We start from the raw sequence: 23,779 nt of genomic DNA on the forward strand, positions 1-23,779 counted from the left end.
GGTCGAGGGCGGTATGAGCATGCGCAACCGGCTGCTGGTGCTGATGGCCAGCATCACCGTGCTGGCGTGCGTGGCGGGGGTCGCGGTGTGGCGGGCCGCCGACCGGGCCGACCGGAAGAACCAGGTGCAGGCGGGCGGCCCCGCCGTCCGCGCCGGTACGGTCTCGCTGGCCGCCGGCGGCCCCCGTATCGTCTTCCGCTCCATGGCGTGGGGGCCGCACCGCGACGAGTTGGCCTCGGTGCCCGCCTCCGCGCCGGACGGGCCCCGCGTCGCGTCCGGCGTGAAGTGCCTGCGCTTCTACGCGGCGGGCGGCACCGGCATCTGCCTCCAGGCCAAGCGCGGCGCGGTCAACGACTCGTACGACGCGGTCGTCCTGGACTCGGCGCTGCGCGCCACCCGCCGTGTGCCGCTCGCGGGCATCCCGACCCGCGCCCGTGTCTCGCCCAGCGGGCGGATGGCCGCCTGGACCGTCTTCGTCGGCGGCGACTCGTACGCGGGCACCGACTTCTCCACCCGCACCTCGATCCTGGACACCCGCACCGGGACCCTCCAGTCGTCCCTCGAGGACTACGCCGTCACCCGCGACGGGCACCGCGTGCGCGCCGCCGATATCAACTTCTGGGGCGTCACCTTCGCCGACGACCGGCACTTCTACGCCACGCTCGCCACCGGCGGCCACACCTACCTCGTGCGCGGCGACGTCGCCGCCCGTACCGTCACCACGCTGCGCACCAACGTCGAGTGCCCGTCGCTCTCCCCCGACGGCACCCGGATCGCCTTCAAGAAACGCGTGCCCGGCCTGCCCGCCGACGCCCCCTGGCGCCTCTACGTCCTCGACCTGGCCACCTCGCGCGAGTGGCCGCTGGCCGAGACCCGCAGCGTCGACGACCAGGCCGTGTGGTCCGACAACGCGACCGTCGTGTACTCCCTCCCCGGCGACTACGGCTCCGACCTGTACACCGCCCCCGCCGACGGCACCGGCGCCCCCCGCCTCCTCACCCTCTCGGCCCTGGCCCCCGCCTGGCTGCCCTGACCCCGGAGGTGACGTCCTCCGGGGCGGCCCCGCCTCGGGGGGCGCGGGTCAGCAGACGCGGACGGACTGTGCGGAGGAGAGGTCGCTGTCGGTGTAGCCGGGCGGGCGGCCCGAGTAGTCCTGGGCGACGCTGCCGATGGGGTTCTTGCCGTCGCGGCCGTAGTAGAAGGTGGTGCGCACCCCGCCGACCTGGTTGTTGTTGATCCAGGTGGCCTGCTCGTCGATGGCGATGTTGTGGACCGCGCAGGCGTTCCACGGGCCGAGCCAGTACCACGTGTTGGTGTCCGTGTTGTGGATGTGCAGGCACATGTCGCCCACCGGGGGGAGGTTGCAGTCCACCGCCTGGGCGGGGGACGCGGCCACGAAGCCGACCGTGCCGGCGAGCAGCGCGCCGCTTACCGCGAGGGTGACCGTCCGCTTTCCGATACGCATACTCAAGGGCCTCCTTGTTCGCAGGAATTGACCGAATTCCGCACCCGGAGCCGTGCCGACGCATTGCCGTTCACGGTCGCGCGTAAACGCGCACCGATTCTCCGGGCAGCCCCAAGTAGACGCCGACGTTGGCCGGGATTGCCATTGATTGGATGAGGTTCCAATGTTTGGCTGGCGGTTCGGACGTCCACCCGATCCGTCCGGGAAGGCATCATGCTGCGTCTGTCGCTGGGCCCGGCCGAGCTGGCCAGGACCCGGTTCGCCATCTCACCGATGGTCGAACTGTTCGGTGTCCTGTCCACCGCCATGAGGTCGTCCCGCCGCGGGGAACGGCTCGGTGCGCTGCCGCGGCTGCTGCACGACCGGCAGATGCCCCTGCTGGCGGGGTTCTTCCAGGGCGAGGTGTGGCTGCCGGATTTCATCAGCCCCGCGCCCGCGCGGTTCGCGCCCAGCCTGGATGACGAACTCCACCGGATAGCCACCCTCGCGCCGACCCGGCTGGTGCAGGAAATCACCGTGTTCACCACGGGCTTCGCCGGTCAGGGCTTCCCCGGAACCGAGCTGCCCGCGCCGGTCCTGAGCCAACTCGACCGGGGGGAAACCGCATTCGTCCAGAAAGCGGCTCAGGAACTGCACGCTTTGTGGAACCACACACTCGCAGCGCGCTGGCCGGTGATCCGTGGCCGCCTCGAAGCCGATATCAACGCCCGTTCCCAGCTCATGGCCCGGCAGGGAACCGGCGCGGTCCTGGATTCCCTGCATCCGGACACCGGTTGGCACGACGGCACACTGACCGTCCGCAGCCCGTTCCGCACCACGGTGGCGCACGCGCCGGCCGTCGTCATGATCCCCACCGTCACCGGGGACCTGACGCCGGGCCTCGACCCGATGTTCCAGCACGACACGATGCTCTGCTATCCGGTGCCCCGCGCTCCGTCAGGCCGCCGCGCCGCACAGGGCGGCCACCCGGCGGCCGACGTCCTGGGGGCCACCCGGCACAGCCTGCTGCTGTCGCTGGGCCGCCCCCTCACCACCACGGAGCTGGCCGAGCTCCACCACCTGGACCCGTCGACCGTCTCCTACCACCTCACGCGCCTGCACCGGGCGGGTCTCCTCACCCGGACCCGCCACGGCCACCGCGTCTACTACCGCCGCACCCCGCAGGCCGAGCAGCTCCTCTCGGCTACAGGTTCGGGAGGTTCTTCCGCAGCTCGAAGGCGGTGACCTCGGAGCGGTACTCCTCCCACTCCTGCTTCTTGTTGCGCAGGAAGAAGTCGAAGACGTGCTCGCCGAGGGTCTCGGCGACGAGTTCGCTGCGCTCCATGAGGGTGATGGCCTCGCCGAGGTTCTGCGGGAGGGGCTCGATGCCGAGGGCGCGGCGCTCGGAGTCGGACAGGGCCCAGACGTCGTCGTCGGCGCCGGCCGGGAGTTCGTAGCCCTCCTGGATGCCCTTCATGCCCGCGGCGAGGAGGACGGCGTAGGCGAGGTAGGGGTTGGCGCCGGAGTCGATCGAGCGGACCTCGACGCGGGTGGAGCCGGTCTTGCCGGGCTTGTACATGGGGACGCGGATCAGGGCCGAGCGGTTGTTGTGGCCCCAGCAGATGTACGAGGGGGCCTCGCCGCCCGCGCCAGCGGTGCGCTGGGAGCCGCCCCAGATCCGCTTGTAGGAGTTGACCCACTGGTTGGTGACCGCGGCGGTCTCACCGGCGTGCCGGAGCAGGCCCGCGATGAAGGAGCGGCCGACCTTGGAGAGCTGGAACTCCGCGCCCGACTCGTAGAAGGCGTTGCGGTCGCCCTCGAAGAGCGACAGGTGGGTGTGCATGCCGGAGCCGGGGTGCTCGGAGAACGGCTTGGGCATGAAGGTGGCGTGCACGCCCTGTTCGAGGGCGACCTGCTTCATGACGAGCCGGAAGGTCATCACATTGTCGGCGGTGGAGAGCGCGTCGGCGTAGCGCAGGTCGATCTCCTGCTGGCCGGGGGCGCCCTCGTGGTGCGAGAACTCCACCGAGATGCCCATGGACTCCAGCATCGTGATGGCCTGGCGGCGGAAGTCCATGCCGACGTTCTGCGGGGTGTGGTCGAAGTAGCCGGAGTTGTCGGCGGGGGTGGGCCGCCCGCCGTCCATCGGCTTGTCCTTGAGCAGGAAGAACTCGATCTCGGGGTGGGTGTAGAAGGTGAAGCCGAGGTCGGAGGTCTTGGCGAGCGCGCGCTTGAGGACGTAGCGCGGGTCGGCGTACGACGGGGAGCCGTCGGGCATGAGGATGTCGCAGAACATGCGCGCGGTGCCGGGGCTCTCGGCGCGCCAGGGCAGGATCTGGAAGGTGCTGGGGTCCGGCTTGGCGATCATGTCGGACTCGTACACCCGGGCGAAGCCCTCGATGGCGGAGCCGTCGAAGCCGATGCCCTCGTCGAAGGCCTGCTCCAGTTCGGCCGGTGCGACGGCGACCGACTTCAGGTAGCCGAGCACGTCGGTGAACCACAGGCGGACGAAGCGGATGTCCCGCTCCTCCAGGGTGCGGAGAACGAACTCCTGCTGCTTGTCCATATCCATCCATCCTTGCCGGTCAGGCCACCTGCTCCCCGCCACTGGCCATATCGGGGACGCACATCCGGGATTGCGAGCCGAGCATCCCATCACGCGATTTCCGGCGCGTTGCGGGGGCCCTCTCCCCCATAGTGCCTGCCCGCGACGAGTCCTTCATCATCGCGCGGCGCCTGATCGCGGCGCCTGATCGGTGACGGCGCGAAACGGCCGGCGTTTTAATAAGGGTAGCCTTGCCTAAGACGTACGTCTGTTCGCCACAGCTGCGTACCCGTACGAGGAGCCGTACCCGTGGGCACACGCACGCGTGGCGGCGGCCGTCGCGGGGCCCGCCGTCGTCGGCGATCTGCTGGATGCCGACTGGCGCCTCACCAACCGCTGGCCGCAACCGCTGATCGCGACCGCTGACCGCGGGGTCCGCGCTACCCGAAGGTGTCGATGCTCGCGATCTTCCAGGTGCCGTCCTGGTGCACGGCGTCCACCGCGAACATCGCCGCCGCGTAAGTGGTCGCCGCGTTCGCGGACTTGGCGGTGCTGGTGTTGCTCTGGTCGGCGAAGACCAGGACGCGGGCGCGGTCGCCGTCGAGCAGTTCCACGCCGGTGTCGGTGACGGTCGTGGTCAGCACGAGCTTCTGCGCCGGTGCCTGGGCGCGGACCTGGGCGAGCATCGTCGCGTACTGCTGGACGGCCTTGCCGGTCAGTACGCGCTTGGCCGCGTCGTCGGTGCGGGCGGTGTCGGCGTAGTTGTAGGAGAAGACCGCGTTCACGGCCTGGGCGACGGTGCCTTTGACCTCGCTGGTGCGGGCGGTGTCGGTCAGCGCGGTGTTGCCGGAGGCCACCGAGTCGCGCAGGTCGGACGCCTTGCCCGCGGACCAGGCGGCGAGGCCGCCGAGCAGCACGGTCAGCAGGGCGAGGCCGACGGTGAGGACGGTGACGGGGCGCGGGCGCCACGTGCGCGGGCCGCTCCCGGCCTCGGGTTCAGCGTCGGCTGCCGTGCCGGTGGGAGCCCCGGCGGTGACGTCGGCGGTGACGTCGGCGGCCTTGTCGGACGTACGCGGCGGCCGGGCCGGGCGGGTGCGGACGGCGGTCGCGGCGCGGCCCCGGGCGGGGCGCTCCGAACGGCCGCCGCCCTCCGCCTCGGCCTCCGGGCCGGTGTCGGTGGCGGTGGCGGTGTCGGTGTCGGAGTCGGGGTCGGTGGCGGCTTCCGCCGTGCGGGTCACGCGCTCGCGCGGCGGCGCGGTGGCCGCCAGGCGGCGTTGGCGGTTGATGAGGTGGCGGGTGGTCGACATGGGCGGCGGTCCTCTCGCGGACGGCGGGGCGGCTTACTGGCCGTCGGTGGTGGACGGGGACGGCCTCGCGGTGGCGGTGCCGCCGCTCGGGGGCGAGGACGCGGACGGGTCCGCGGCGCTGTCGCCCATCGGGGCCTGGCCGAGGGCGCTGAGCTTCCAGCCCGTGTCGGTGCGGGTGAGTTCGCCGAGCATCCGGCTCTCCTTGACCGCGGGCTTGGCCTTGGGCGCCTCGACGGTGATCCGCAGCGCGATCATCACGCTGGCCTTGCCGGTCCTGGTGTCGAGTTCGGTGACCGCGCCGGACAGGATCTTCGCGGTGCTGACCGTCTGGGCCTGCTGCACCTGCTTCTCGAACGCGGCCCGCCCCTGCACCAGTTGGCTGTGCAGGTCGCCGGTCGTGGAGCTCTCCCAGATGTCGAGCCCGTGGTCGACGTCGGAGTGGTCCAGGGTGTTCATGTTCTGCACCGCCTGCTCCCCCGCCGCGAGCACCGTGTCGCGGGTCCGGGCGAAGGCCGCGTCGTCGTCGTGCGCGGCCCCGTACCAGGACCAGCCGGTCAGGGCGGCGGCGACCGCCGCGGCGACGGCGAGCGCGACGGCCGTAGCGAGCAGCGACCGGCCCGGCGCGCGCAGCCGCGCCCCGAGCCGGTCCCGCGACCCGCCGCCACCCTTGAAGGGCATCCGTGCCATCCGTCCTCCTCCTACCGGGCCTTGAGATCGGTGATCCGCCAGTGGTCGCCGTCGAGCCTGGCGGTGACCGAGAGTTGGGCCGCCGCGCTGGTGGCCGCGGCGCCCTTGCGCTGGGCGGTCTGGTCGAGGAAGACCAGCAGCCGGGCGTGGTCGGCGGTGAGCCGGACGACCCCGGCGCGCACCACCCGTGTGGTCAGGGTGAGTTGCTGCTCGGCGACGCGCTGCCGGATCTGCCCGAACAGCGCCTGGTACTGGTCGGCCGCCGCGCCGTCCAGCAGGTCGCGGGCGGCCCGCTCGGTCGACCCGGTGTCCTCCGGCGTGTACGCGAAGATCTTGCCGAGCGCGTTGCTGACGTCCCCGACGACCCGGTTGGTCGCCTCGGTGTCGGTCAGCGCGCGGTTGTCCGTCGCGGCCGGGTCGGTCAACCGGTGGGCCGCGTAACCGAATCCGCCGCCGCCGAGGAGCAGCAGCACGATCGCGGCGACCGCCGCCGTACGCCGCGCACCGTACGGCCACCGCCAACGCCGTCCGGCGGCGGCCTCGTTGGCCTCCGCCTCGTCCGGAGCGGCGGCCCCCGATGCGTCGGTCTGCGGCGCCTCGGCCTCCGCCGCCTCGGCCTCGGGCTCATGCGTGGTGCTCACTGGGCCGCCTCTCCTAGCTCGCGCCGACGGGCACCGCGGTGAGCGCCGTGAGTTTCCAGCCGTCCGAGGTACGGGACAGGCCCGCCTCGAACCGCTTGCGGTCGGTGGTGGCCGCGCCGCCGCGCGGCATGACCCGGACCTGCACGGTCGCGATGAGCTTCGCCGTACCGGCCCTGGTGTCGAGTTCGGTGACCGCCGCGTCGGTGACCGTGCCCCGGGTGGAGGTGCCGGACTGCTTGAGCGCGGCGGCGTCCGCGGTGTGCGTACGGCTCATGCGGTCGTGCAGCGGCCCGGTCGTCGTGTCCAGCCAGGCCGCGAGGTCGCGGTCCAGGTGGGCCGCGTCCACCGTGTTCAGCCGGGTGATGTCCCGCTGCCCGTCGGTCAGTACGGCGTCGCGGGCCTTGGCGTAATTGAGCGTGCCGTCGCCGCGCGTGTCCGCGTACGACCAGGCGCCGAGCGCGCACACCACGGCGGCGACCGCCCACGCGGTGACCCAGACCAGGGTGGACCGGCGGGCGCTCATCGGGTGCCCCCGAAGCCCGTGTTCCCGAAGCCCGTGCCCCCGGAGCGCGTGTCACCGAACCGCGTGTCGCCGAGGCCGAGCAGATCCGCCATCGTGCCGCCGCTGGGCCCGGTCGGCAGCGAGGGCAGGCCCAGCGCTCCCGGCAGCACGCTCGTGCCGTACGTCGTCGTCCCGGTGGACGGGCCCGCGGCGGACGGGGTCCCGGCGCCGGTCGGCAGCACCGAGCCGGGCTGCACGGGGTTCGGGACGCCCCCGCCGCTCGGGGCGTTGGCCGAGCCGCGCACGTCGGTGCCGGAGGAGGCGGGGGCGGTGCAGCGGGCCGCGGTGTTCAGGGCGGTGGCGGGCGCCTTGGTGTCGAGGCCGTTGCGGTACGTGGTGCCGCCGTATCCGGAGGTGCAGGGCAGCGGGGAGAAGAAGGTGACGGCCATGCCGAAGTGCAGGCCCTTGCCGTCCACCGCCGTCGATCCGGCGGCGGCCACCGCGGGCACCTTGACCAGGAATTCCTCGATGCCGTGCTGCCGGGTGACGGCCACGTCCGAGGTGGTCAGCAAGTTGGCGAGGACGACGCTGAGTTGGGGTCCGACGTCCCGCAGCAGCGCGCTGACCTGTCCGGCCGCGTCGGGCGCCGCGGCGATGAGCCGTCGCAGGTCGGTGTCGGAGTCGTTGAGCTGCTTGGCGAGCTGACTGGCGCTGCTGGCGAAGGACTTGATGGCGTCGCCCTCGTCAGCCTGCGTGCGCAGCACCGTCCGCCCGTCGGCCATCAGCGTGATGTTGCCGGGCAGGTTCATGTCCGCGGCGGAGATGAACTCGCCGCTGGTGTCGAGCAGCGACTGGAGGTTGTCGCCCTGTCCCGCGAACGCCTTGCCGAATTCGTCGACGACGGTCTGAAGGGACTTCAACGGGACCGATCCGGCCAGGCTGTTGACGCTGGTGAGCAGGTTGGTGACGGGCGCGGGGATAGTGGTGTCGGCGCGTTCGACGCGGGAGCCGTCGGTGAGATACGGCCCCTGGTCGGTGGTCGGCCGCAGGTCGATGTACTGCTCGCCGACGGCGGACAGGCTGGCGACGACGGCCTTGAGGTGGGAGGGGATGTGCGGCGCGGAGTCGTTGATCCGCAACGACGCCTCCACACCGTCGTCGGTGAGTCTGATCGGGCCGACCCGGCCGACCGAGACACCGCGGTAGGTGACGTTGGCGTGCTCGAACAGGCCGCCCGCTTCGGGGAGTTCGACCTTGACGGTGTAGTAGCCGCGCAGGCCCACGTACCGGCCGAGGTCGGCGTAGCGGACGCCGATGAAGCCGAGCACGAGCACGGCGATCAGCAGGAAGGCGATGTTCTTGGCGATGGTGACGCGGGTCAGCATCAGCGGCCCCCGGTCCTGGTCGAGCCGGTGACCGACGGCAGCGGCAGCGGGATGCCCGCCTCCCGCAGCTTCTTGTCGACGGTCGTCGTCCGGTCGGCCTTGGCGTGCGCGGACATCGGGTTCTCGGGGTCGGGCGGGTAGACGTTCCCGGACGCGGGCATCTCGGGGATGAGCTGCGTGCCGGGTACGGCGGTCAGGTCGAGGTAGACGTTGAGGTAGTCGCCCTTGACGCCGTTGAGGACCTCGTCGGTGAACGGGTAGGTGACCAGCACCTGGAGCGAGTCGGGCAGCGCGTCGCCCGCGTCGGCGAGCCGTCGCAGGGTGGGCGCGAGGGCCTTGAGGTCGGCGACCATGTCGTCCTTGCTGCGGTTGACGGTGTCCACCGCGACGCCGGAGAGCGTGTCCAGCGAGCGCAGCATGGTGACCAGCGAGCCGCGCTGCTGTTCCAGCACCTTCAGTCCGGGGCTGAGGCCGGTCAGTACGGTGCCGACCTTCTGGTCGCGGGCGGCGAGGGTGGCGGACAGTTCGTTGACGCCGTCGAGCGCGTCGGTGATGTCCTGCTTGTGGGCGTCGAGGTCGCTGACGAGCGTGTCGACCTGGTGGAGCATGGAGCGGATCTGCGGTTCGTTGCCGGTCAGGGCCTTGTTCAGCTCCACCGAGATGGTCTTGAGCTGGGCAACGCCGCCGCCGTTGAGCAGCATGGACAGTGCGCCGAAGACCTCTTCGACCTCGGGGTTGCGGTTGGTGCGCGAGGCGGGGATGACGGCGCCGTCGCGCAGGGTGCCGCTGGCGGCCGGCGTGCCGGGCGGCGCGGAGAGCTGGATGTACTTCTCGCCGAGCAGGCTGGACTGTTCCAGGTGCGCGTACGCGTTGGCGGGCAGTCGCACCTTGCCGTTGACCTTCATGGTGACGGTCGCGGACCAGCCGTCGGCGCCGAGGCCGATCTTGGTGACGCGGCCGACGGCGACGTCGTTGACGCGTACGGACGCCTGCGGGACGAGGTCGAGGACGTCGGCGAAGTCGGCCTTGACGGTGTAGGGGTGGCCGCCGAGGTCGGCGCCGCCGGGCAGCGGCACGTTCTGGACGTTCAGCGAGCAGCCGGCGAGGGCGAGCGCGAGCAGCGCGGTCCCGCCGACGGTGGCGGCGCTCCCCCGGGTGTGCGAACGCTTCATCGGGCCGCCCCCTTGGTGTAGACGGTGCCGACCGCCGGCAGGGGCAGCGGCAGGGTCTTGGCGTCCTTGGCCGCGGGCGTGAAGTCGGAGCCGGTCCTTGCGGTGTCCTTGGCGGCGGCGGGCGAGATGTCGCCGCCCATGCTCAGTTCGTTGATGTTGGCGCGCCCGTCGATGGTGCCGTGCTGCGGATCGTAGGCGTTGAGGAGGTTGTCGGCGGCCAGCGGCGCGGTGTCGAGGAGTTCGGCGAGTGAGGCGCGCTGGTCGACCAACGTCTGGGTGATCGGGGCGAGTTTGCCGATGCTGGTCTTCAGCCGGGCCCGGTTGTCCTGGATGAAGGTCTTCACCTGGCCGAGCGCGGTGGACAGTTGGTGCAGCGCGCCGCCCAGGTTCTCCTTGTCCTCGGCCAGGAAGCCGCTGACGGTGGAGAGTTGGTCGGTGGCGGCCCGTACCTTGCCGTCGTTGTTCTTCAGCATGGTGGTGAAGGACTGGAGGTAGGACAGGGTCGCGAAGAGGTCGTCGCTGTGGCCGTTGAGGGTCTTGGTGGCCTGGCCGAGCTGGTCGATGCTGTCGCCGATGGCCTTGCCGTTGCCGTCGAGGTTCTTCGCGCCGGTGTCGAGGAGGTTCGACAGGGCGCCGGTGGCGTTGGCGCCGTTCGGGCCGAGGGCGTCGCTGAGCCGGGTGATGCTCTCGTAGAGCTGGTCGACCTCGACGGGGGTCGCGGTGCGGGTGGCCGGGATGACGGTGCCCGCGGTGATCCGGGGGCCGCCGGTGTAGGCCGGGGTGAGCTGGATGTAGCGGTCGGCGACGACGCTGGGCGCGACGACGACGGCGCCGGCTCCCGCCGGGACCTTCACCCCGTGGTCGAGGACCAGCACGACCTTGACCTGCTTGCCCTGCGGCTTCACCGAGTCGACGGTGCCGACCTTGACGCCGAGCACGCGCAGGTCGGATCCGGCGTAGACGCCCACGGCGTGGTCGAAGTAGGCGGTGATCCTGGTGCCGTCGGGGCCGCCGAAGAGGCGTACGCCGCCGTAGGCGAGGGCCGCGAGGACGACGGCGAGCACCGTGCCGAGGGCGATGGCCCGCCGCCCTCGCGCGGCGCGGCCGATGGATGCCTTCACGATGTGCCTCCCGTCGCCTTGGGCGGTTCGCACCCGGTCGTCGGCTGGGTGCCCGGGGGCAGATAGCTCTTGGGGACCAGGCCGCACAGATAGCTGTCGAACCAGCGGCCGTTGCCGAGGGTGTTGCCGACCAGCCGGTAGTAGGGCCCGGCCAGGGCGAGCGCCTTGTCGAGGCTGGACTGGTTGGCGAGCAGTACGCCGGTGACCCGGTCGAGGGCGTCCAGGGTCGGGCCGAGCTGCCGGTTGTTGTCGGCGACCAGGCCGTTGAGCTGGGTGCCGAGGTCCTGGGTGCCGGTGAGCAGCGCGTGGATGGCGTCGCGGCGCTTCTGGATCTCTCCGAGCAGCAGGTTGCCGTCCGAGATCAGCGTCTGGAAGCGGCTGTTCTGGTCGGAGAGGGTCTTGGTGAGCTGCTTGCTGCCCGCGAGCAGGTCGGCGAGCTGGGCGTCCCGGCTGGAGATGGTCCGCGACAGCGACGACAGGCCGGTGGCGGCGCTGCGCACCGAGGCCGGGGTGTCCTTGAAGGTGTCGGAGAGGGTCTGGAAGCTGGCGGCGAGCTGCGTGGTGTCGATCGACCCGAGGGTGTTGCCGAGGCCGTCGAGCGCCTGCGTGACGTCGTACGGCGAGGTGGTGCGGGTCCTGGGGATGCGCTGGCCGGGGTTCTGCGCGCGGCTGCCGAGCGGGTCGACGGCCAGGTACTTCTCGCCGAGCAGCGTCTTGATGCCGATGGCGGCGGTGCTGGCGTCGCCGATCCAGGTGTCCTTGACGCGGAAGGTGACCTTGACCTGGGCGCCGTCCAGCGACACCCCGGTGACCTTGCCGACCTTGACGCCCGCGACCCGCACCTCGTTGCCGGACCTGAGCCCCGCGGCCTCGGTGAAGCTCGCGCTGTACGTGGTGCCGCCGCCGATCAGCGGGAGCGCGTCCGCGTTGTACGCGACCAGGCCGGCCAGGGCGAGCACGAGCAGGCCGACGGTGCCGACGAGGACGGGGCTGCGTTCGCGCAGCGGCCGGAAGAGGGGGCGGCCCCGGCGCGCGGGGGCGCGGAAGCGGAGGCGCGGGGTCGGTATGCGGGGGCGGTTCATGACCGGCACCTCGATTCGGTGATCGCTATGCCGGTGGGCGGCTTGCTGCCGTCGGAGGTGGTGACCCCGGCGACAGTGGCCTGGCAGAGGTAGAGGTTGAGCCAGGAGCCGTAGGAGGCGAGCCGGCCGATGGTCTGGAGCTTGGCCGGGGTCTTGGTGAGGAAGTTCTCCACCTGCGGTGTGTTGTCGGCGAGGTTGGTGGACAGCCGGCCGAGCTGGGCGATGGAGTCCTTCAGCGGCTGGCGGCCGTCGGTGAGCAACCCGGCGGTGCTGGTGGTGAGTTGGGAGATCGCGGTGATCGACTGGCCGATCGGTTCGCGGTCGGAGGCGAAGCCGCTGACGAGTTGCTGGAGCGAGGTCACCAGGTCGTTGAACCCGGCCTCGCGGGTGTTCACCGTGGTGAGCACCGAGTTGAGGTTGTCGATGACCTGGCCGATCACCTTGTCCTTGGCGGCGAGCGTCGTGGTCAGCGAACCGACGTTGCTGATCAGGCTGTCGACGGTGCCGCCCTCGCCCTGGAGCACCTGGACGATCTCGCCCGCGAGCTGGTTGACGTCCTTGGGCGACAGGCCCTGGAACAGCGGCTGGAAGCCGTTGAAGAGCTGGGTGAGGTCGAGGGCCGGGGTGGTGCGCTGGAGCGGGATGGTGTCGCCGGGGGCGAGCGCCTGGCCGACCGGTCCCGTGCCCTGCTGGAGGTCGATGTACCGCTGGCCGACCATGTTGAGGTACTTGATGGTGGCGGTCACCGAGCCGGGCAGCTTCCGGGCGCGCTGCACCGAGAAGTGCACCTGCGCGACGCGGTGGTCGACGACCTTGATCGAGTCGACCTGGCCGACCTTGACCCCGGCGATCCGGACGCTGTCGCCCGAGGTGAGGCCGGTGGCGTCGGTGAACCGGGCGTTGTAGCCGGAGGTGTCGCCGACGTCGGTTCCGCCCGCGATGCTCACCGCGAGGACGGTGGTGGCCAGCGCGGTGACCAGGATGAAGATCAGCGACTTGACGATCGGTCCGACGAGGCTGCGGCGCTTCACCGCACCGTCACCTCCGCCCCTCGGTAGACGGGACCGGTGAGCAGGCTGCTCCAGTCGGGGAGCGAGCCGGGGTCGGTGCCGATGCCCGGCGCGAGGAGTTCGTTGATCAGCTCGTTCTCCTGCGGGGAGTTGGCCGGGGAGTCGGTGGTGGTCACGCTCGATGTGGACGCCGTGGACGCCGTGGACGTCGTGGCGGTCGGCGAGGTCGCGGACTTCGTGGAGTGCGTCGCGGCCGGTGCGCCGCCGCGGCCGGTGTACGGGACCGGGTAGCACTGCGGGCCGCCGCTCGCGTCGTACACCGGGGTGTCCTTGCCGGGGACGTACTTGCCGCGGGACGGCACGCTGGTGAGGTCGACGTGCAGGCCCGGCTCGTGGGTGCCCTTGCCGAGCGCCTTGTCCATGACGGGGACGAAGGCGGCCAGGGTGCGCAGCGTGCAGGGGAAGGACGGGGAGTACTTCGCGAGCAGCCCGAGGGTGCCGCGGCTGTCGGCGGTCAGCCGGATGATGGTGTCCTTGTTCTGCCGCAGATACGTCGTCAGGTCCTGCGCGGTGGCGGTGGTACTGCCGTACACGCTGTTGAGGTCGGCCTGTTCCTCGGCGATGGTGCCGCTGGTCCTGGTGAAGTCGGTGAGGGCCTGCACGATGTCGGGCGCGGCGGCGTTGTAGACGTGGCTGACGGTGACGAGCTGCTTGATGTCGTCGTTCAGCACGGGCAGTTCGGGGTTGAGCTTGGTCAGGTAGCGGTCGAGCTGGACGAGGGTGGTGCCGAGCTGGGTGCCGCGGCCGTCGAGCGCGGTCGCGACGGCGTTGAGGGTCGCGGCGAGCTTCTGGGGCTGGACGGCGGTGAGCAGCGGCAGCACGTTGTCGAGCACCTGCTGGAGCTCGATGGCGTCGCTGGAGCGGTCCTGGGCGATGGTGCTGTCGGCGGCGAGGGTGGGGCCGCCGCCGGTGGTGTCGGTGCCCGCGGGGGGTACGAGGGCCACGAAGCGTTCGCCGAACAGCGTGGTGGGCAGCATCTGCGCGGTGACGTCCGCGGGGATGCGCTTGAGCTGGCCGGGGTCGATGGCGAGGTTGAGCCGGGCGCCGTCGCCGTCGGCACTGATCGAGGCGACCCGGCCGACGACGACCCCGCGCAGTTTCACGTCGGCGCCCTGGTGCATCTCGTTGCCGACGGTGCCGGTCTCCAGGTGGACGGTCGCGGTGTCGCTGAACGTCTTGTCGTAGACGGCGACCGCGAGCCAGGCCAGCAGCGCGGGCACCAGCAGGAAGACGACGCCGGCGGTCCTGCGGCGGGCGGTGGCGCCGCCGGTCGGGCGGCGGCGCGGGGCCGGGGGCGCTCCGGCGGGACGGGTGTCGGTGGTGGTCATCCCGCCACCCGCACCGTCGTGGTGGCGCCCCAGATCGCCAGGCTGAGGAAGAAGTCGGTGATCGAGATGATCACGATGGCGTTGCGCACCGAGCGGCCGACGGCGATGCCGACGCCCGCGGGGCCGCCCTTGGCGGTGAATCCGTAGTAGCAGTGGGCGAGGATCACGATGACGCTGAAGATCAGCACTTTCAGTCCGGAGAGCAGGACGTCCTGCGGGGACAGGAAGAGGTTGAAGTAGTGGTCGTAGGTGCCCGCGGACTGGCCGTTGAACATGACGGTGACCATCCGGGAGGCGACGTAGCTGCTGAGCAGGCCGATGCCGTAGAGCGGGACGATGGCGACGACCCCGGCGATGATCCGGGTGGTGACCAGGTACGGCATGCTGCGCAGGCCCATGCCCTCCAGCGCGTCGATCTCCTCGTTGATCCGCATCGCGCCGAGCTGGGCGGTGAATCCGGCGCCGACGGTGGCCGACAGGGCCAGGCCCGCGACGAGCGGGGCGATCTCGCGGGTGTTGAAGTAGGCGGAGATGAAGCCGGTGAACGCGGCGGTGCCGAGCTGGTTCATCGCCGCGTAGCCCTGGAGGCCGACGACGGTGCCGGTGGCGAGGGTCATGCCGATCATCACGCCGACGGTGCCGCCGATGACGCCGAGGCCGCCGCTGCCGAACACGACCTCGGCGAGCAGGCGTTGGACCTCTTTGAGGTAGCGGCGCAGGGTGCGCGGTATCCACAGCACGGCGGTGATGTGGAAGATGAAGTGGTCGCCGGTCTCGTCCAGCCAGTGCAGCCAGCGGCCGGTGTTCCGGCGTCGGCCCGGCCGTGGTCCTTCGGGCGGCGGCTCGGCCTGCGGGGTGTCCTTGTCCAGGAGCGCCATCGCTCAGGCTCCCTTCTGCGGGACGAGCTGGAGGTAGATCGCGGTCAGGACGACGTTCACCAGGAACAGCAGCAGGAAGGTGATGACGACGGACTGGTTGACCGCGTCGCCGACGCCCTTGGGGCCGCCCTTGGGGTGCAGGCCGCGGTAGGCGGCGACGATGCCCGCGATGAAACCGAAGATCACGGCCTTGATCTCGCTGATGTACAGGTCGGGGAGCTGCGCGAGCGCGGAGAAGCTGGACAGGTACGCGCCGGGGGTGCCGTGCTGGACGATGACGTTGAAGAAGTAGCCGCCCGCGGTGCCGACGACCGAGACCACGCCGTTGAGGAAGACCGCGACGAGCATCGTCGCCAGGACGCGCGGCACGATCAGCCGCTGCACCGGGGAGACGCCCATCACCTCCATCGCGTCCAGTTCCTCGCGGATCTTGCGCGAGCCGAGGTCGGCGCAGATGGCGCTGCCGCCCGCGCCCGCGATGAGCAGGGCGACGATCAGCGGGCTCGCCTGCTGGATGACGGCCAGCACGCTGGCGCCGCCGGTGAACGACTGGGCGCCCAACTGCTGTGCCAGTGAGCCGACTTGCAGGGCGATGACGGCGCCGAAGGGGATCGAGACCAGGGCGGCGGGCAGGATCGTCACGCTGGCCACGAACCAGAACTGCTCGATGAGTTCGCGCATCTGGAACGGCCTGCGGAAGGTGTCGCGCACGGTGGTGGCGGCGAGCGTCATGAGCTGCCCGGTCTCGCGCAGCGCGCCGGTGCCGGGGATCGGGCGGCGCGGCACGGTGACGCGTTCGGGGCGCGGCGGGGTCGGCTCGGGTCCCGGTCCCGGGACCCGTACGGGCGCGGTCATGCGGGCTCCCCCTGGACGGGGACGAGTCCGGCCTGTACGGCTTCGCGGGTCGCGGCCGGGAGCTGGTCCCACATGGCCAGGACGCGGGCCCTGCGGCGCTGTACCGCCTGCCGGGGCGGCAGTCCGGGTGACGGTTCGAGCTGCGGCGCGACGCGGCGCGGGGCCGCGGGCAGCTCGCGGCCGTTCAACTGCTCGCGGGCCAGGGCCGCTTCGTCCTTCTCCTCCGACATCCCGATCGGTCCGTCGCGGCGTCCGCTGAGGAACTGCCGTACGACCGGCTCGTTGCTGGTGAGCAGCAGCTCGCGGGGGCCGAAGGCGACCAGTTCGCGGCGGAAGAGCATGCCCATGTTGTCGGGCACGGTCGAGGCGATGTCGAGGTTGTGGGTGACGATCAGCATCGTCGCGTCGATCTGCGCGTTGAGGTCGATGAGGAGCTGCGAGATGAACGAGGTGCGGACCGGGTCGAGGCCGGAGTCGGGTTCGTCGCACAGGATGATCTGCGGGTCGAGCACCAGGGCGCGGGCGAGTCCCGCGCGTTTGCGCATGCCGCCGGATATCTCGCCCGGCAGTTTGCCCTCGGCACCGAGGAGGCCGACCATGTCGACCCGCTCCATGACGATGCGGCGGATCTCTGACTCCTTTTTCCTGGTGTGCTCGCGCAGCGGGAAGGCGATGTTGTCGAAGAGGTTCATCGACCCGAAGAGCGCGCCGTCCTGGAACATCAGGCCGAACATCTTGCGCGCCTCGTAGATGTCGCGCTCCGGGCTGTTCACCATGTCGACGCCGCCGACGAGCACCCGGCCGCGTTCGGGCTTGAGCAGGCCGATGAGCGATTTCAGGAATACCGTCTTGCCGGTTCCGGAAGGGCCGAGCATCACGCTGACTTCACCGGGCGGCAGTGTGAGCGTGACGTCCTGCCAGACGTTCTGCGTACCAAAGGACTTGGTGAGTCCTTCGACGATCACTTCGATTCCCATTGCACCTCCCGGAGCTGATCAGTGGTGGGGCGGTTCGGGAAAGGCGATCTCCGGATCGCATCCCGAGGCCGCGATGGGCACGCACAGCGGTCCCTGGATGAGATTCAGTGAGTTGCCGTGCCCCGATATCGCCGAGGTGAAGAGGGAATTCAGGTTCTCTCCGTGGCTGCCGCAGCCGGTGAACGGGGGAATGTAGAGGTCGTCCTGGGCCAGCGGCCCGCCGTCCTGCACTCCGTAGTCCGTGGGTCCGGTCGGGCGGCCGGTCAGTGAACTGCGGTCGTAGCCGACGAGTTTGATGTCCAGCGGCGCCGAGGCGCGGCAGTCGGCACCGACGTCCAGCGGTACGCCGTTGACCTTGACGTCGGACAGCCGCAGTTCCTGCTTGCCGTAGATGGTGCTGGTGGTGATCGTGCCGAGGTTGCTGGTGCCGACCGTGACGACGGTCATCAGGCCCTTGGGGAGCAGTTCCATCCGGGCGGTGACCGGCACGAACCCGAAGGTCAGGAAGGTGGTGTCGGACGGCGGCAGGGCCAGCTTCGCGATCGAGTCGATCTCGAAGTACTGCTTGAGCGGGTCGGGGTCGGTGAACTCCGTCCAGATGCTCTTCTGCACGACGGTGACGCGGGTCGGCTTCTTGGTCAGGTCGTTGATGACCGCGGCGCCCTTGAGCTTGAAGACGTTGGAGTAGCCGGTGACGTAACCGCACTGGGAGTACGGGGGGAACGGCGGGTCGCCGGGGCCGGGGCTGCGGACGGCGTTGGGCGGCCGGGGAATGGAGTCCATGACCGCGGGGTCGGTGTCGCCCTCCGGCGGGTCCTCGCAGTCGTGCACGCCGGAGTGCGGGGGCGAGGCCAGCGTGATGGTGTTGCGGCCGTCGGACCGGGCGGCGTCGGGGGCTCCGTCGCCCGCGCCCTCGCCGGTCTTGCCGACGCCCGCGCGGGAGCCGGTGCGCGGCGTGGGGGCGGCGGCCGAGGAGCCGCCGGGCGCGGTGGCGTGGCCGGGTCCCGAGGAGCCGCCGGGGGTGCCGGGGACGGAGACGGTACCGAGGAGGTCGCCCTGGTCGGGCTTGGGGGCGCAGGTGCCGATGATGTCGGCGGCGTCCTTGGCGGCCTGGCCCGTACCGGCGGAGTCCGCGGCCGTGCCGGTCGCGCTGCCGGCGCCGGACGCGCTGTCGCTGTCGGTGCCGGTCGCACTGTCGGTGCCGGTGCTCGGGGAGTCGGGCGGTGTGGACGCGGGGTCGGTCACGGGGCTGAGCTTGAGGCCCAACTCCCCTGCGGTGAAGCGCACTTCGCCGGAGGCGGTGACCGTCAGCGGCGGCACCGCGCCGCCGAAGGTGAGCACCAGGTCCCCGTCGCCCTTGAGCGGTGTCGAGGGGGCGGTCAGTCCCGGCCATACGGCGTCCGCTCGCGAAGTGCCCTGCGCGACATGGGCGGTGAGGCTCGCGGCGCCGGTCAGGGCTGTGGTGCCGGCGGGCAGCAGCGCCTCGGCGCCGGCCCGCGGCATGGTGACCGTCGCCGTCAGGTCGCCCGGCTGGATGGGCTTTCCGACCACGGCGGTGTCCGGGTAGTTCTGCACCAGCGCGACGGTGACGTCCTGGACGACGGCCTTGTCGGTGCCGCCGGAGCCGTCGGCGGCCGTACCGGCGGGGAAGGCGCACGCGTATCCGAGGGTCACCTTGCCGTCCGGGCCGCTGGCCGCGGAGTCGGGTCCTGGCAGCAGTCCGGCCAGGAGCGCCGCCGCTGCGACAGCGGCGAACCGCACCGCGCGGCGCGGCTTCACGGCACCCCTCATTACGGAACTCCTCAGGAAGGCGTCGGCGACGCAGGACATTACGGTCGAGTAATAAGGCCCCACAAGTGATCGACCGGACGAATATTCGACGGCGTGGACCGGGGCGGATTTCCTGTCACCGAATGACAAAACACAAGCGGAGTTTTGTCCTCCAGTGCGTGTTCGGGACCCCGGCCGCCACTGCGGCGGTCCGGGGTCCCGGTTCGGCCGGCGCGGGCTTCAGCGGTCGCGGCGGCCGGTGTTACGCGAGGGGCGGGGCTCAGGGAGAGACGACCTTCAGCGTCGTGGGGGTCACGACGTAGCCGGCCGAGTAGGTGGCCAGGTCGTTGTTGTTGATCAGGCCGAGGCACAGACCGGAGACGTTGTACGCCTTGAGGGTGCCGCCGGTGATGGCCAGCGTGTGGGTGGAGTTGGTGTACGTGGCGTTGAGGGTGGCGCCGTTGCCCACGCCGCTGGGGTCGGCGAAGGTCGCGTTGCACAGACCGGACAGGGTGGCCTTGACGCCGGTCAGCGTGCCGGTGGTGACGCCCGCGGACGTGGTGGCGGCGGTGCCGGTCAGCGTCCACGGGGTGCCCTGGGCGGCGACGGAGAAGGTGATGCCGCCGACCTTGCAGGTGTTCCACGAGACGGTGTTGATGGTGCCGAGGGTGCCGCCGTGCGAACCGTTGGTCACGGTGGCGGTGGCCGCCGACGAGGTGCAGGTGAGCTTGGTGCCCGTGGTGGTGTCGGTCAGCGTGGGCGTGGTGGCCGTCGCGGTGATCGCACCGGTCGACGAGCTGCCCGAGACGGTGTACGTGACGGCCGAGGCCGGGCTGACCGCGAGGCCGAGCGCCGCCGCCATCGCGGCACCGGTGACCATGGTTCCCTTGGCGGTCCTGGAGAGCTTGTGCACGGGCTGATCCTTCCTGGGAGATGACGTACCTGATAAACCGGCTTCCGCGTCTTCCATGTGTGGCGGGAAGGGGAATTCGGTTACGACTCACTACCTGGAACGTGGCACCGATTCCGCTCGGTTGCCCTTGCGGAGCAGGACGTTACGCACGGGTAACCCGGAGGCGCAATAATCCCGGCCAAGATTCTCCGGCGGACCCTACTCTCGGGTATTTTTCTGTCACGGAAGCAACAGTGCGCCGGGATTTTTTATAAGCAAGTGAGCAAGTCGGCCGCACGGTGCGCGCATCGGCCGGCCCGACGGGCGATCACCCGGAGTGCAACCATGGCCATCGGTCGCCGTCGCCCACCGTCGCGGGCCTGACACGTTTCCGTGTGCAAGGTGCTGCGTTCCGTACGCGATTGGTCTATGTTGCAGCGAGGTTGCCCGCGGCTACCATGCGTGGCACACCACTTCACCGGTTCACCGGCCAGCAGGGCCGTCGCGGGAGGGGGGTACGGACATGACCGTAACGCGGCAGACGCCGGAGCAGGCGGAATCAATCGGTCCGATTCCACGGGAGTTCGCCGCCATCATGCGGCCGGAACTCCCCAGCCTTTTAAAAGAGATGGCCACGGAAATCGTCACCACGATCCCCGAATACGGCCACTTGCTGGAGGGCCCGAACGCCCGGGTGATCAAAATCGGTATCGAGCAGAGCATCGCCACTTTCGTCGACCGGGTGGCCGCGCCGACCGCGACCACCGCGCTCCGCGACGACCTGTGCCGCCAGTTCGGCCGCTTCGAGGCGTACGAGGGCCGCAGCCTGGACAACCTCCAGGCCGCGTACCGCATCGGCTGCCAGGTGGCGCTGCGCCGGGTGCGCAGCGTGGGCCGCCGCTACAACCTGTCGGCGTCCTTCATGCTGACCTTCGCCGACGCGCTCTTCGCGTACATGGGCGATCTCGCCGAACTCTCCCGCGAGGGCTATGTGCAGGCGATGGCGGAACTGGGCGAGGAGCCCGACAATCGCCGCCGCCGACTGCTGCGGCGGATTCTCAACGGCGCCTCCGTGGCCCGCAGCGCGCTGGCGGAACTGGCCGAGCACTCGGCGTGGCCGCTGCCGGAGGAGGTGACGCTGATCGCGGTCGCCCCCGACACGCGTCCGGCCGGGGCGGCGCTCGACAAGGACATCCTGATGGACTTCGCGGACCCGGAGCCGCATCTGCTGGTGCCGGGACCGTTCACCGACGAGCGGCGGGAGCGGCTGCACGCGGCGCTCAACGGCTGCCGGGCGGCGATCGGGCTGACCACCTCGCTGAGCGAGGCCGCGGATTCGCTGCGCTGGGCCCGGCACACACTGGCGCTGGCCGACGCCGGGATCATCGACGACGACTCGGTGGCGATGAGCGAGAACCATCTGCTGCCGCTGTGGTTATTGGGCGATCCCGCGCTGGTCGCGCAGATCGCCAAGCGCTACCTGGGGCCGTTGGTCGGGCTGACCGCCACCCAGCGCGCCCGGCTGATCGACACCCTGCGGATCTGGCTGACCACCCGAGGCACCGCGGCGCAGATCGCCGACCAGCTCGGCGTGCACCCGCAGACCGTGCGCTACCGGATCCGTATCCTCGACCGCGCTTTCGGCGACCAACTCGCCCGCCCCGACGACCGGTTCGCCACCGAGATCGCGCTGCGCGCGCTGCACCTCCAGGAGAACGGCGAAACGCCGGACGGCGGCCTCCTGTCGGAGGACCGCCGCCCGGCGCGCGACCCCTCACGTTACGAGGAGTAGACCTCGAACTCGGAGATCTGGCCCGCGGGCCAGCCGGTGTTGCCGGTGATGGTCAGCCGTACGTAGCGGGCGCTCGCGGGAGTCACCGGGATGGTGACGGTGTTCCCGCTCGCGGGGTTGAAGGTGTAGCCCGCGGACGACTTCAGCGTGCTGTAGGTGTTGTTGTCGGTGGAGCCGAGGACGCTCAGCGTCTCGGTACGGGTGGCCCACGCCGTGGCGGGCGGGAGCTTGAGGACGACCCGGCCGACGGTCCTGGCCGCGCCGAGGTCGACGGTCAGCGACTGCGGGAGGGCGTTGTTGGTGCTCTCCCAGTAGCTGTTGGCGTTGCCGTCCACCGCGTTGCCCGCGACGTAGACATCGGAGTGACCGGTGTCGGAGGCCGGGTGCCCCTGGGCCAGGTTGCCGGAGGCCGGGGTGGTGGGGGGCGTGGTCGGCGGGGTGGTCGGGTTGCCCGAGCCCGGCTGCGGCCAGGTGGAGCAGTCGTTCCAGTTGCTGTCCCAACCGCTGTTGCCCGCACCGCGGTTGATGGTGAAGGCGGGCAGGTTCGCCGGGTAGGAGCAGTTGTACGTACCCGTCGCGCCGGTGCCGGTGGCCGTCACATTGGTGAAGGTCGCGGAGCCGGGCGTCTCGGCCTGCACCACGACCGTGCCGGTGTTGCTGGCCGTCGCGCCGCTGACGGTGACGCCGTTGATGGTGTAGCCGTGGCCGCCGCCGGAGACGAACTCGAAGTCGCTGTACGGGCTGCCGATGAAGGTCGTGTTGCTGATCCGGATGTCGTTGTTGATCGCGTAGTCGTAGCTGTCGACGCGCAACGCACCCATCGGGTGGCCCCAGTTGGGGTTCAGCGCGCCGGTACGGATCAGGGTGTTGCCGGAGACCGTGACGGTGCCGGACAGCGGGTTGAAGGGCTGGAGGAACGCCTGGTTGGAGATGGCGATGCCGCCGCCGAGCGCGTTGGTGTCGGCGATCACGTTGTTGGAGACGGTGTTGTTGCTGCCGCCGTAGATCGCGATGCCGTTGGCCAGGTTGGGCTGCACGATGGTGTTGTTGCTGAAGGTGTTGCCCGTGTCGGGCGCGCCGAGCGACCACATGGCGAGACTGTCGTCGCCCTGGTTGCGCAGGAAGTTGTTCTTCACCTGGACGCCGTTGGCGCTGCCGTCCAGGTTGAGGCCGTCGGCGGTGGTGCCGAGGATGCGGTTGTTCTGCACCACGAGGTTGTTGTTGTTGCCGGTCAGCCACAGACCGCACTTCTCGCGCTGCACCCAGATCCCGGAGACCACCGAGTTCGGGCCGAGGCTGCCGGTGATGAAGCTGTCGGGCGAGCCGTCGTTGCGGACACTGACCTCGCCGAAGACGGCGAAGTCGTACAGCTTGGTGTTGCCGCTCGCGCTGGTCTGGTCGATCAGGTGCGAGCTGTGCAGGACGGAGTACCAGTTGCCCGCGCCGCGGATGGTGACGCCGTCGGCCTGGATGGTGGAGCCCAGCTTGAAGTCGCCGGACGGGATCCAGACCTCCTTGCCCTGCGACTTCGCCTGGGCGATGGTCGTGTTGAAGGCGCTGGTGGAGTCGGCGCCCCCGGTGGCGTCGGCGCCGTTGCTGACGACGGATATGGAGTTCGCCGGCGCGCTCGCCGCCCCCGCCACCTGCTCGAAGTCGGCGACGTCGATGGTGGCCTGGCCGGTGTCGCCCGCGTCGAGCTGGAGCTTGACCTTGGCGCCGGCGGCCAGATTCTGGCCCAGCTTGATCCGCGAGTCGTCGAAGAAGTGGTGGGTCTTGGAACCGGCGATCCACGACGTGTCGACGTAGCTGTACTGCGCGGTGACCGCCAGCTTCTGGCTGATCTTGGTGCCGTTGACGTAGACCGAGACGGTGCCTGAGGCGCCGCGCGGCAGGTTGTAGGCGACATCCACCGCGTTGGCCGGGGCGGTCAGGGTGAACTCGACGTACTTGCCCTGGCCGTTGAGGCTGACCGCGCGACGGCCCGACGCCTCGGAGGCGACGGTGGACTGGGTGTAGTCGGGGCCGACCGCCGAGCCGTTGGTGGCGGCGGCCTCGGCCTCGTACTCGGTGAACGGGACGCTCGCGCCTCCGCTCACGGCGAAGGGCGAGACGGTCGATACGGAGGGGGCGGCGCTGGCCGACTGGGCCGTCACGGCGAGCGCGAGCCCGCCCGCGACGACCGCCGCCGCGGTGGCGGAAGCCAACCAGGCCGTGGAACGACGTCTGTTGTCCATGGGGTGGGGGGTGTCCCTTCTGACTGGAGTCACAGAGGTGACGCACACCCTAGAGATGTCATGCATGAGACAGCAAGATGTCGATTGGATTTCGCAA

The 23,779-nt window shown here is 70.7% G+C and carries 21 protein-coding genes; 3 read left to right on the forward strand and 18 right to left on the reverse strand.

What is annotated here, in order from left to right; genetic code table 11:
• The first annotated feature begins 13 nt into the window (after window positions 1-13).
• A complete protein-coding gene (locus ACIO6U_RS01905; RefSeq protein ID WP_401715816.1) occupies window positions 14-1,033 on the forward strand; it encodes a TolB family protein in 1,020 nt (339 codons plus the stop codon).
• Between the two features lie 48 nt (window positions 1,034-1,081).
• On the opposite strand, the gene ACIO6U_RS01910 is transcribed toward ACIO6U_RS01905, so the two are convergent.
• A complete protein-coding gene (locus ACIO6U_RS01910) occupies window positions 1,082-1,465 on the reverse strand; it encodes a hypothetical protein (protein ID WP_355334424.1) in 384 nt (127 codons plus the stop codon).
• 213 nt (window positions 1,466-1,678) lie between these two features.
• Between ACIO6U_RS01910 and ACIO6U_RS01915 the strand changes: the two genes are divergently transcribed.
• On the forward strand, window positions 1,679-2,689 hold the full coding sequence (locus tag ACIO6U_RS01915) for an ArsR/SmtB family transcription factor (protein ID WP_401714836.1): 1,011 nt from the start codon (window positions 1,679-1,681) through the stop codon (window positions 2,687-2,689).
• Here ACIO6U_RS01915 and ACIO6U_RS01920 read toward each other — a convergent pair.
• The 16 genes from ACIO6U_RS01920 to ACIO6U_RS01995 form a co-directional block, all read right to left on the reverse strand.
• The gene (locus ACIO6U_RS01920; RefSeq protein WP_188279782.1) at window positions 2,649-4,010 is read right to left on the reverse strand and encodes a glutamine synthetase family protein; all 1,362 of its coding nucleotides are present in this window, start codon (window positions 4,008-4,010) and stop codon (window positions 2,649-2,651) included. The genes ACIO6U_RS01915 and ACIO6U_RS01920 overlap by 41 nt on opposite strands.
• Before the next feature lie 419 nt (window positions 4,011-4,429).
• Complete coding sequence (locus ACIO6U_RS01925) at window positions 4,430-5,296, reverse strand: hypothetical protein (protein WP_401714838.1); 867 nt, start codon at window positions 5,294-5,296, stop codon at window positions 4,430-4,432.
• 33 nt (window positions 5,297-5,329) lie between these two features.
• Window positions 5,330-5,983 (reverse strand): nuclear transport factor 2 family protein, encoded by a 654-nt coding sequence (locus tag ACIO6U_RS01930; RefSeq protein WP_401304008.1) that lies wholly within the window; start codon window positions 5,981-5,983, stop codon window positions 5,330-5,332.
• Between the two features lie 11 nt (window positions 5,984-5,994).
• Window positions 5,995-6,624 (reverse strand): hypothetical protein, encoded by a 630-nt coding sequence (locus tag ACIO6U_RS01935; protein ID WP_355334435.1) that lies wholly within the window; start codon window positions 6,622-6,624, stop codon window positions 5,995-5,997.
• A 13-nt stretch (window positions 6,625-6,637) separates the two neighbouring features.
• Entirely contained in the window at window positions 6,638-7,147 is a 510-nt protein-coding gene (locus tag ACIO6U_RS01940) for a hypothetical protein (RefSeq protein ID WP_355334437.1), read from the reverse strand.
• Window positions 7,144-8,511, reverse strand: a complete 1,368-nt coding sequence (locus ACIO6U_RS01945; protein WP_401714840.1) for an MCE family protein — start codon at window positions 8,509-8,511, stop codon at window positions 7,144-7,146. The genes ACIO6U_RS01940 and ACIO6U_RS01945 overlap by 4 nt, the downstream gene beginning before the upstream one ends.
• Window positions 8,511-9,683, reverse strand: coding sequence for an MCE family protein (locus ACIO6U_RS01950; protein WP_401714842.1), 1,173 nt, complete (start codon window positions 9,681-9,683; stop codon window positions 8,511-8,513). The genes ACIO6U_RS01945 and ACIO6U_RS01950 overlap by 1 nt, the downstream gene beginning before the upstream one ends.
• A complete protein-coding gene (locus tag ACIO6U_RS01955; protein WP_355334444.1) occupies window positions 9,680-10,804 on the reverse strand; it encodes an MCE family protein in 1,125 nt (374 codons plus the stop codon). The genes ACIO6U_RS01950 and ACIO6U_RS01955 overlap by 4 nt, the downstream gene beginning before the upstream one ends.
• On the reverse strand, window positions 10,801-11,886 hold the full coding sequence (locus tag ACIO6U_RS01960; protein WP_355334446.1) for an MCE family protein: 1,086 nt from the start codon (window positions 11,884-11,886) through the stop codon (window positions 10,801-10,803). Before ACIO6U_RS01960 ends, ACIO6U_RS01955 begins: the two co-directional genes overlap by 4 nt.
• On the reverse strand, window positions 11,883-12,917 hold the full coding sequence (locus ACIO6U_RS01965) for an MCE family protein (protein WP_401714845.1): 1,035 nt from the start codon (window positions 12,915-12,917) through the stop codon (window positions 11,883-11,885). The genes ACIO6U_RS01960 and ACIO6U_RS01965 overlap by 4 nt, the downstream gene beginning before the upstream one ends.
• Window positions 12,914-14,284 carry an MCE family protein gene (locus ACIO6U_RS01970; RefSeq protein ID WP_391043746.1) on the reverse strand — a complete coding sequence of 457 codons (1,371 nt, stop codon included), beginning with the start codon at window positions 14,282-14,284 and terminating at the stop codon, window positions 12,914-12,916. Before ACIO6U_RS01970 ends, ACIO6U_RS01965 begins: the two co-directional genes overlap by 4 nt.
• Window positions 14,281-15,162, reverse strand: coding sequence for an MlaE family ABC transporter permease (locus ACIO6U_RS01975; RefSeq protein ID WP_401714847.1), 882 nt, complete (start codon window positions 15,160-15,162; stop codon window positions 14,281-14,283). The genes ACIO6U_RS01970 and ACIO6U_RS01975 overlap by 4 nt, the downstream gene beginning before the upstream one ends.
• A gap of 3 nt (window positions 15,163-15,165) precedes the next feature.
• Window positions 15,166-16,017, reverse strand: coding sequence for an MlaE family ABC transporter permease (locus ACIO6U_RS01980; protein ID WP_401714849.1), 852 nt, complete (start codon window positions 16,015-16,017; stop codon window positions 15,166-15,168).
• Complete coding sequence (locus tag ACIO6U_RS01985) at window positions 16,014-16,994, reverse strand: ATP-binding cassette domain-containing protein (protein ID WP_355334456.1); 981 nt, start codon at window positions 16,992-16,994, stop codon at window positions 16,014-16,016. The genes ACIO6U_RS01980 and ACIO6U_RS01985 overlap by 4 nt, the downstream gene beginning before the upstream one ends.
• Before the next feature lie 18 nt (window positions 16,995-17,012).
• A complete protein-coding gene (locus ACIO6U_RS01990) occupies window positions 17,013-18,785 on the reverse strand; it encodes a DUF6801 domain-containing protein (protein ID WP_401714851.1) in 1,773 nt (590 codons plus the stop codon).
• A 259-nt stretch (window positions 18,786-19,044) separates the two neighbouring features.
• Window positions 19,045-19,677: a hypothetical protein gene (locus tag ACIO6U_RS01995; protein ID WP_355334461.1), complete on the reverse strand. Its 633-nt coding sequence runs from the start codon at window positions 19,675-19,677 to the stop codon at window positions 19,045-19,047.
• 502 nt (window positions 19,678-20,179) lie between these two features.
• Here ACIO6U_RS01995 and ACIO6U_RS02000 point away from each other — a divergent pair.
• Window positions 20,180-21,448, forward strand: a complete 1,269-nt coding sequence (locus ACIO6U_RS02000) for a helix-turn-helix domain-containing protein (RefSeq protein ID WP_391043742.1) — start codon at window positions 20,180-20,182, stop codon at window positions 21,446-21,448.
• Here ACIO6U_RS02000 and ACIO6U_RS02005 read toward each other — a convergent pair.
• Window positions 21,436-23,682 carry a discoidin domain-containing protein gene (locus ACIO6U_RS02005; protein WP_401714854.1) on the reverse strand — a complete coding sequence of 749 codons (2,247 nt, stop codon included), beginning with the start codon at window positions 23,680-23,682 and terminating at the stop codon, window positions 21,436-21,438. The two genes, ACIO6U_RS02000 and ACIO6U_RS02005, sit on opposite strands and share 13 nt — an antisense overlap.
• Window positions 23,683-23,779 lie beyond the last annotated feature (97 nt).

The organism is Streptomyces sp. NPDC087422 (assembly GCF_044744145.1).
Lineage (GTDB): Bacteria > Actinomycetota > Actinomycetes > Streptomycetales > Streptomycetaceae > Actinacidiphila.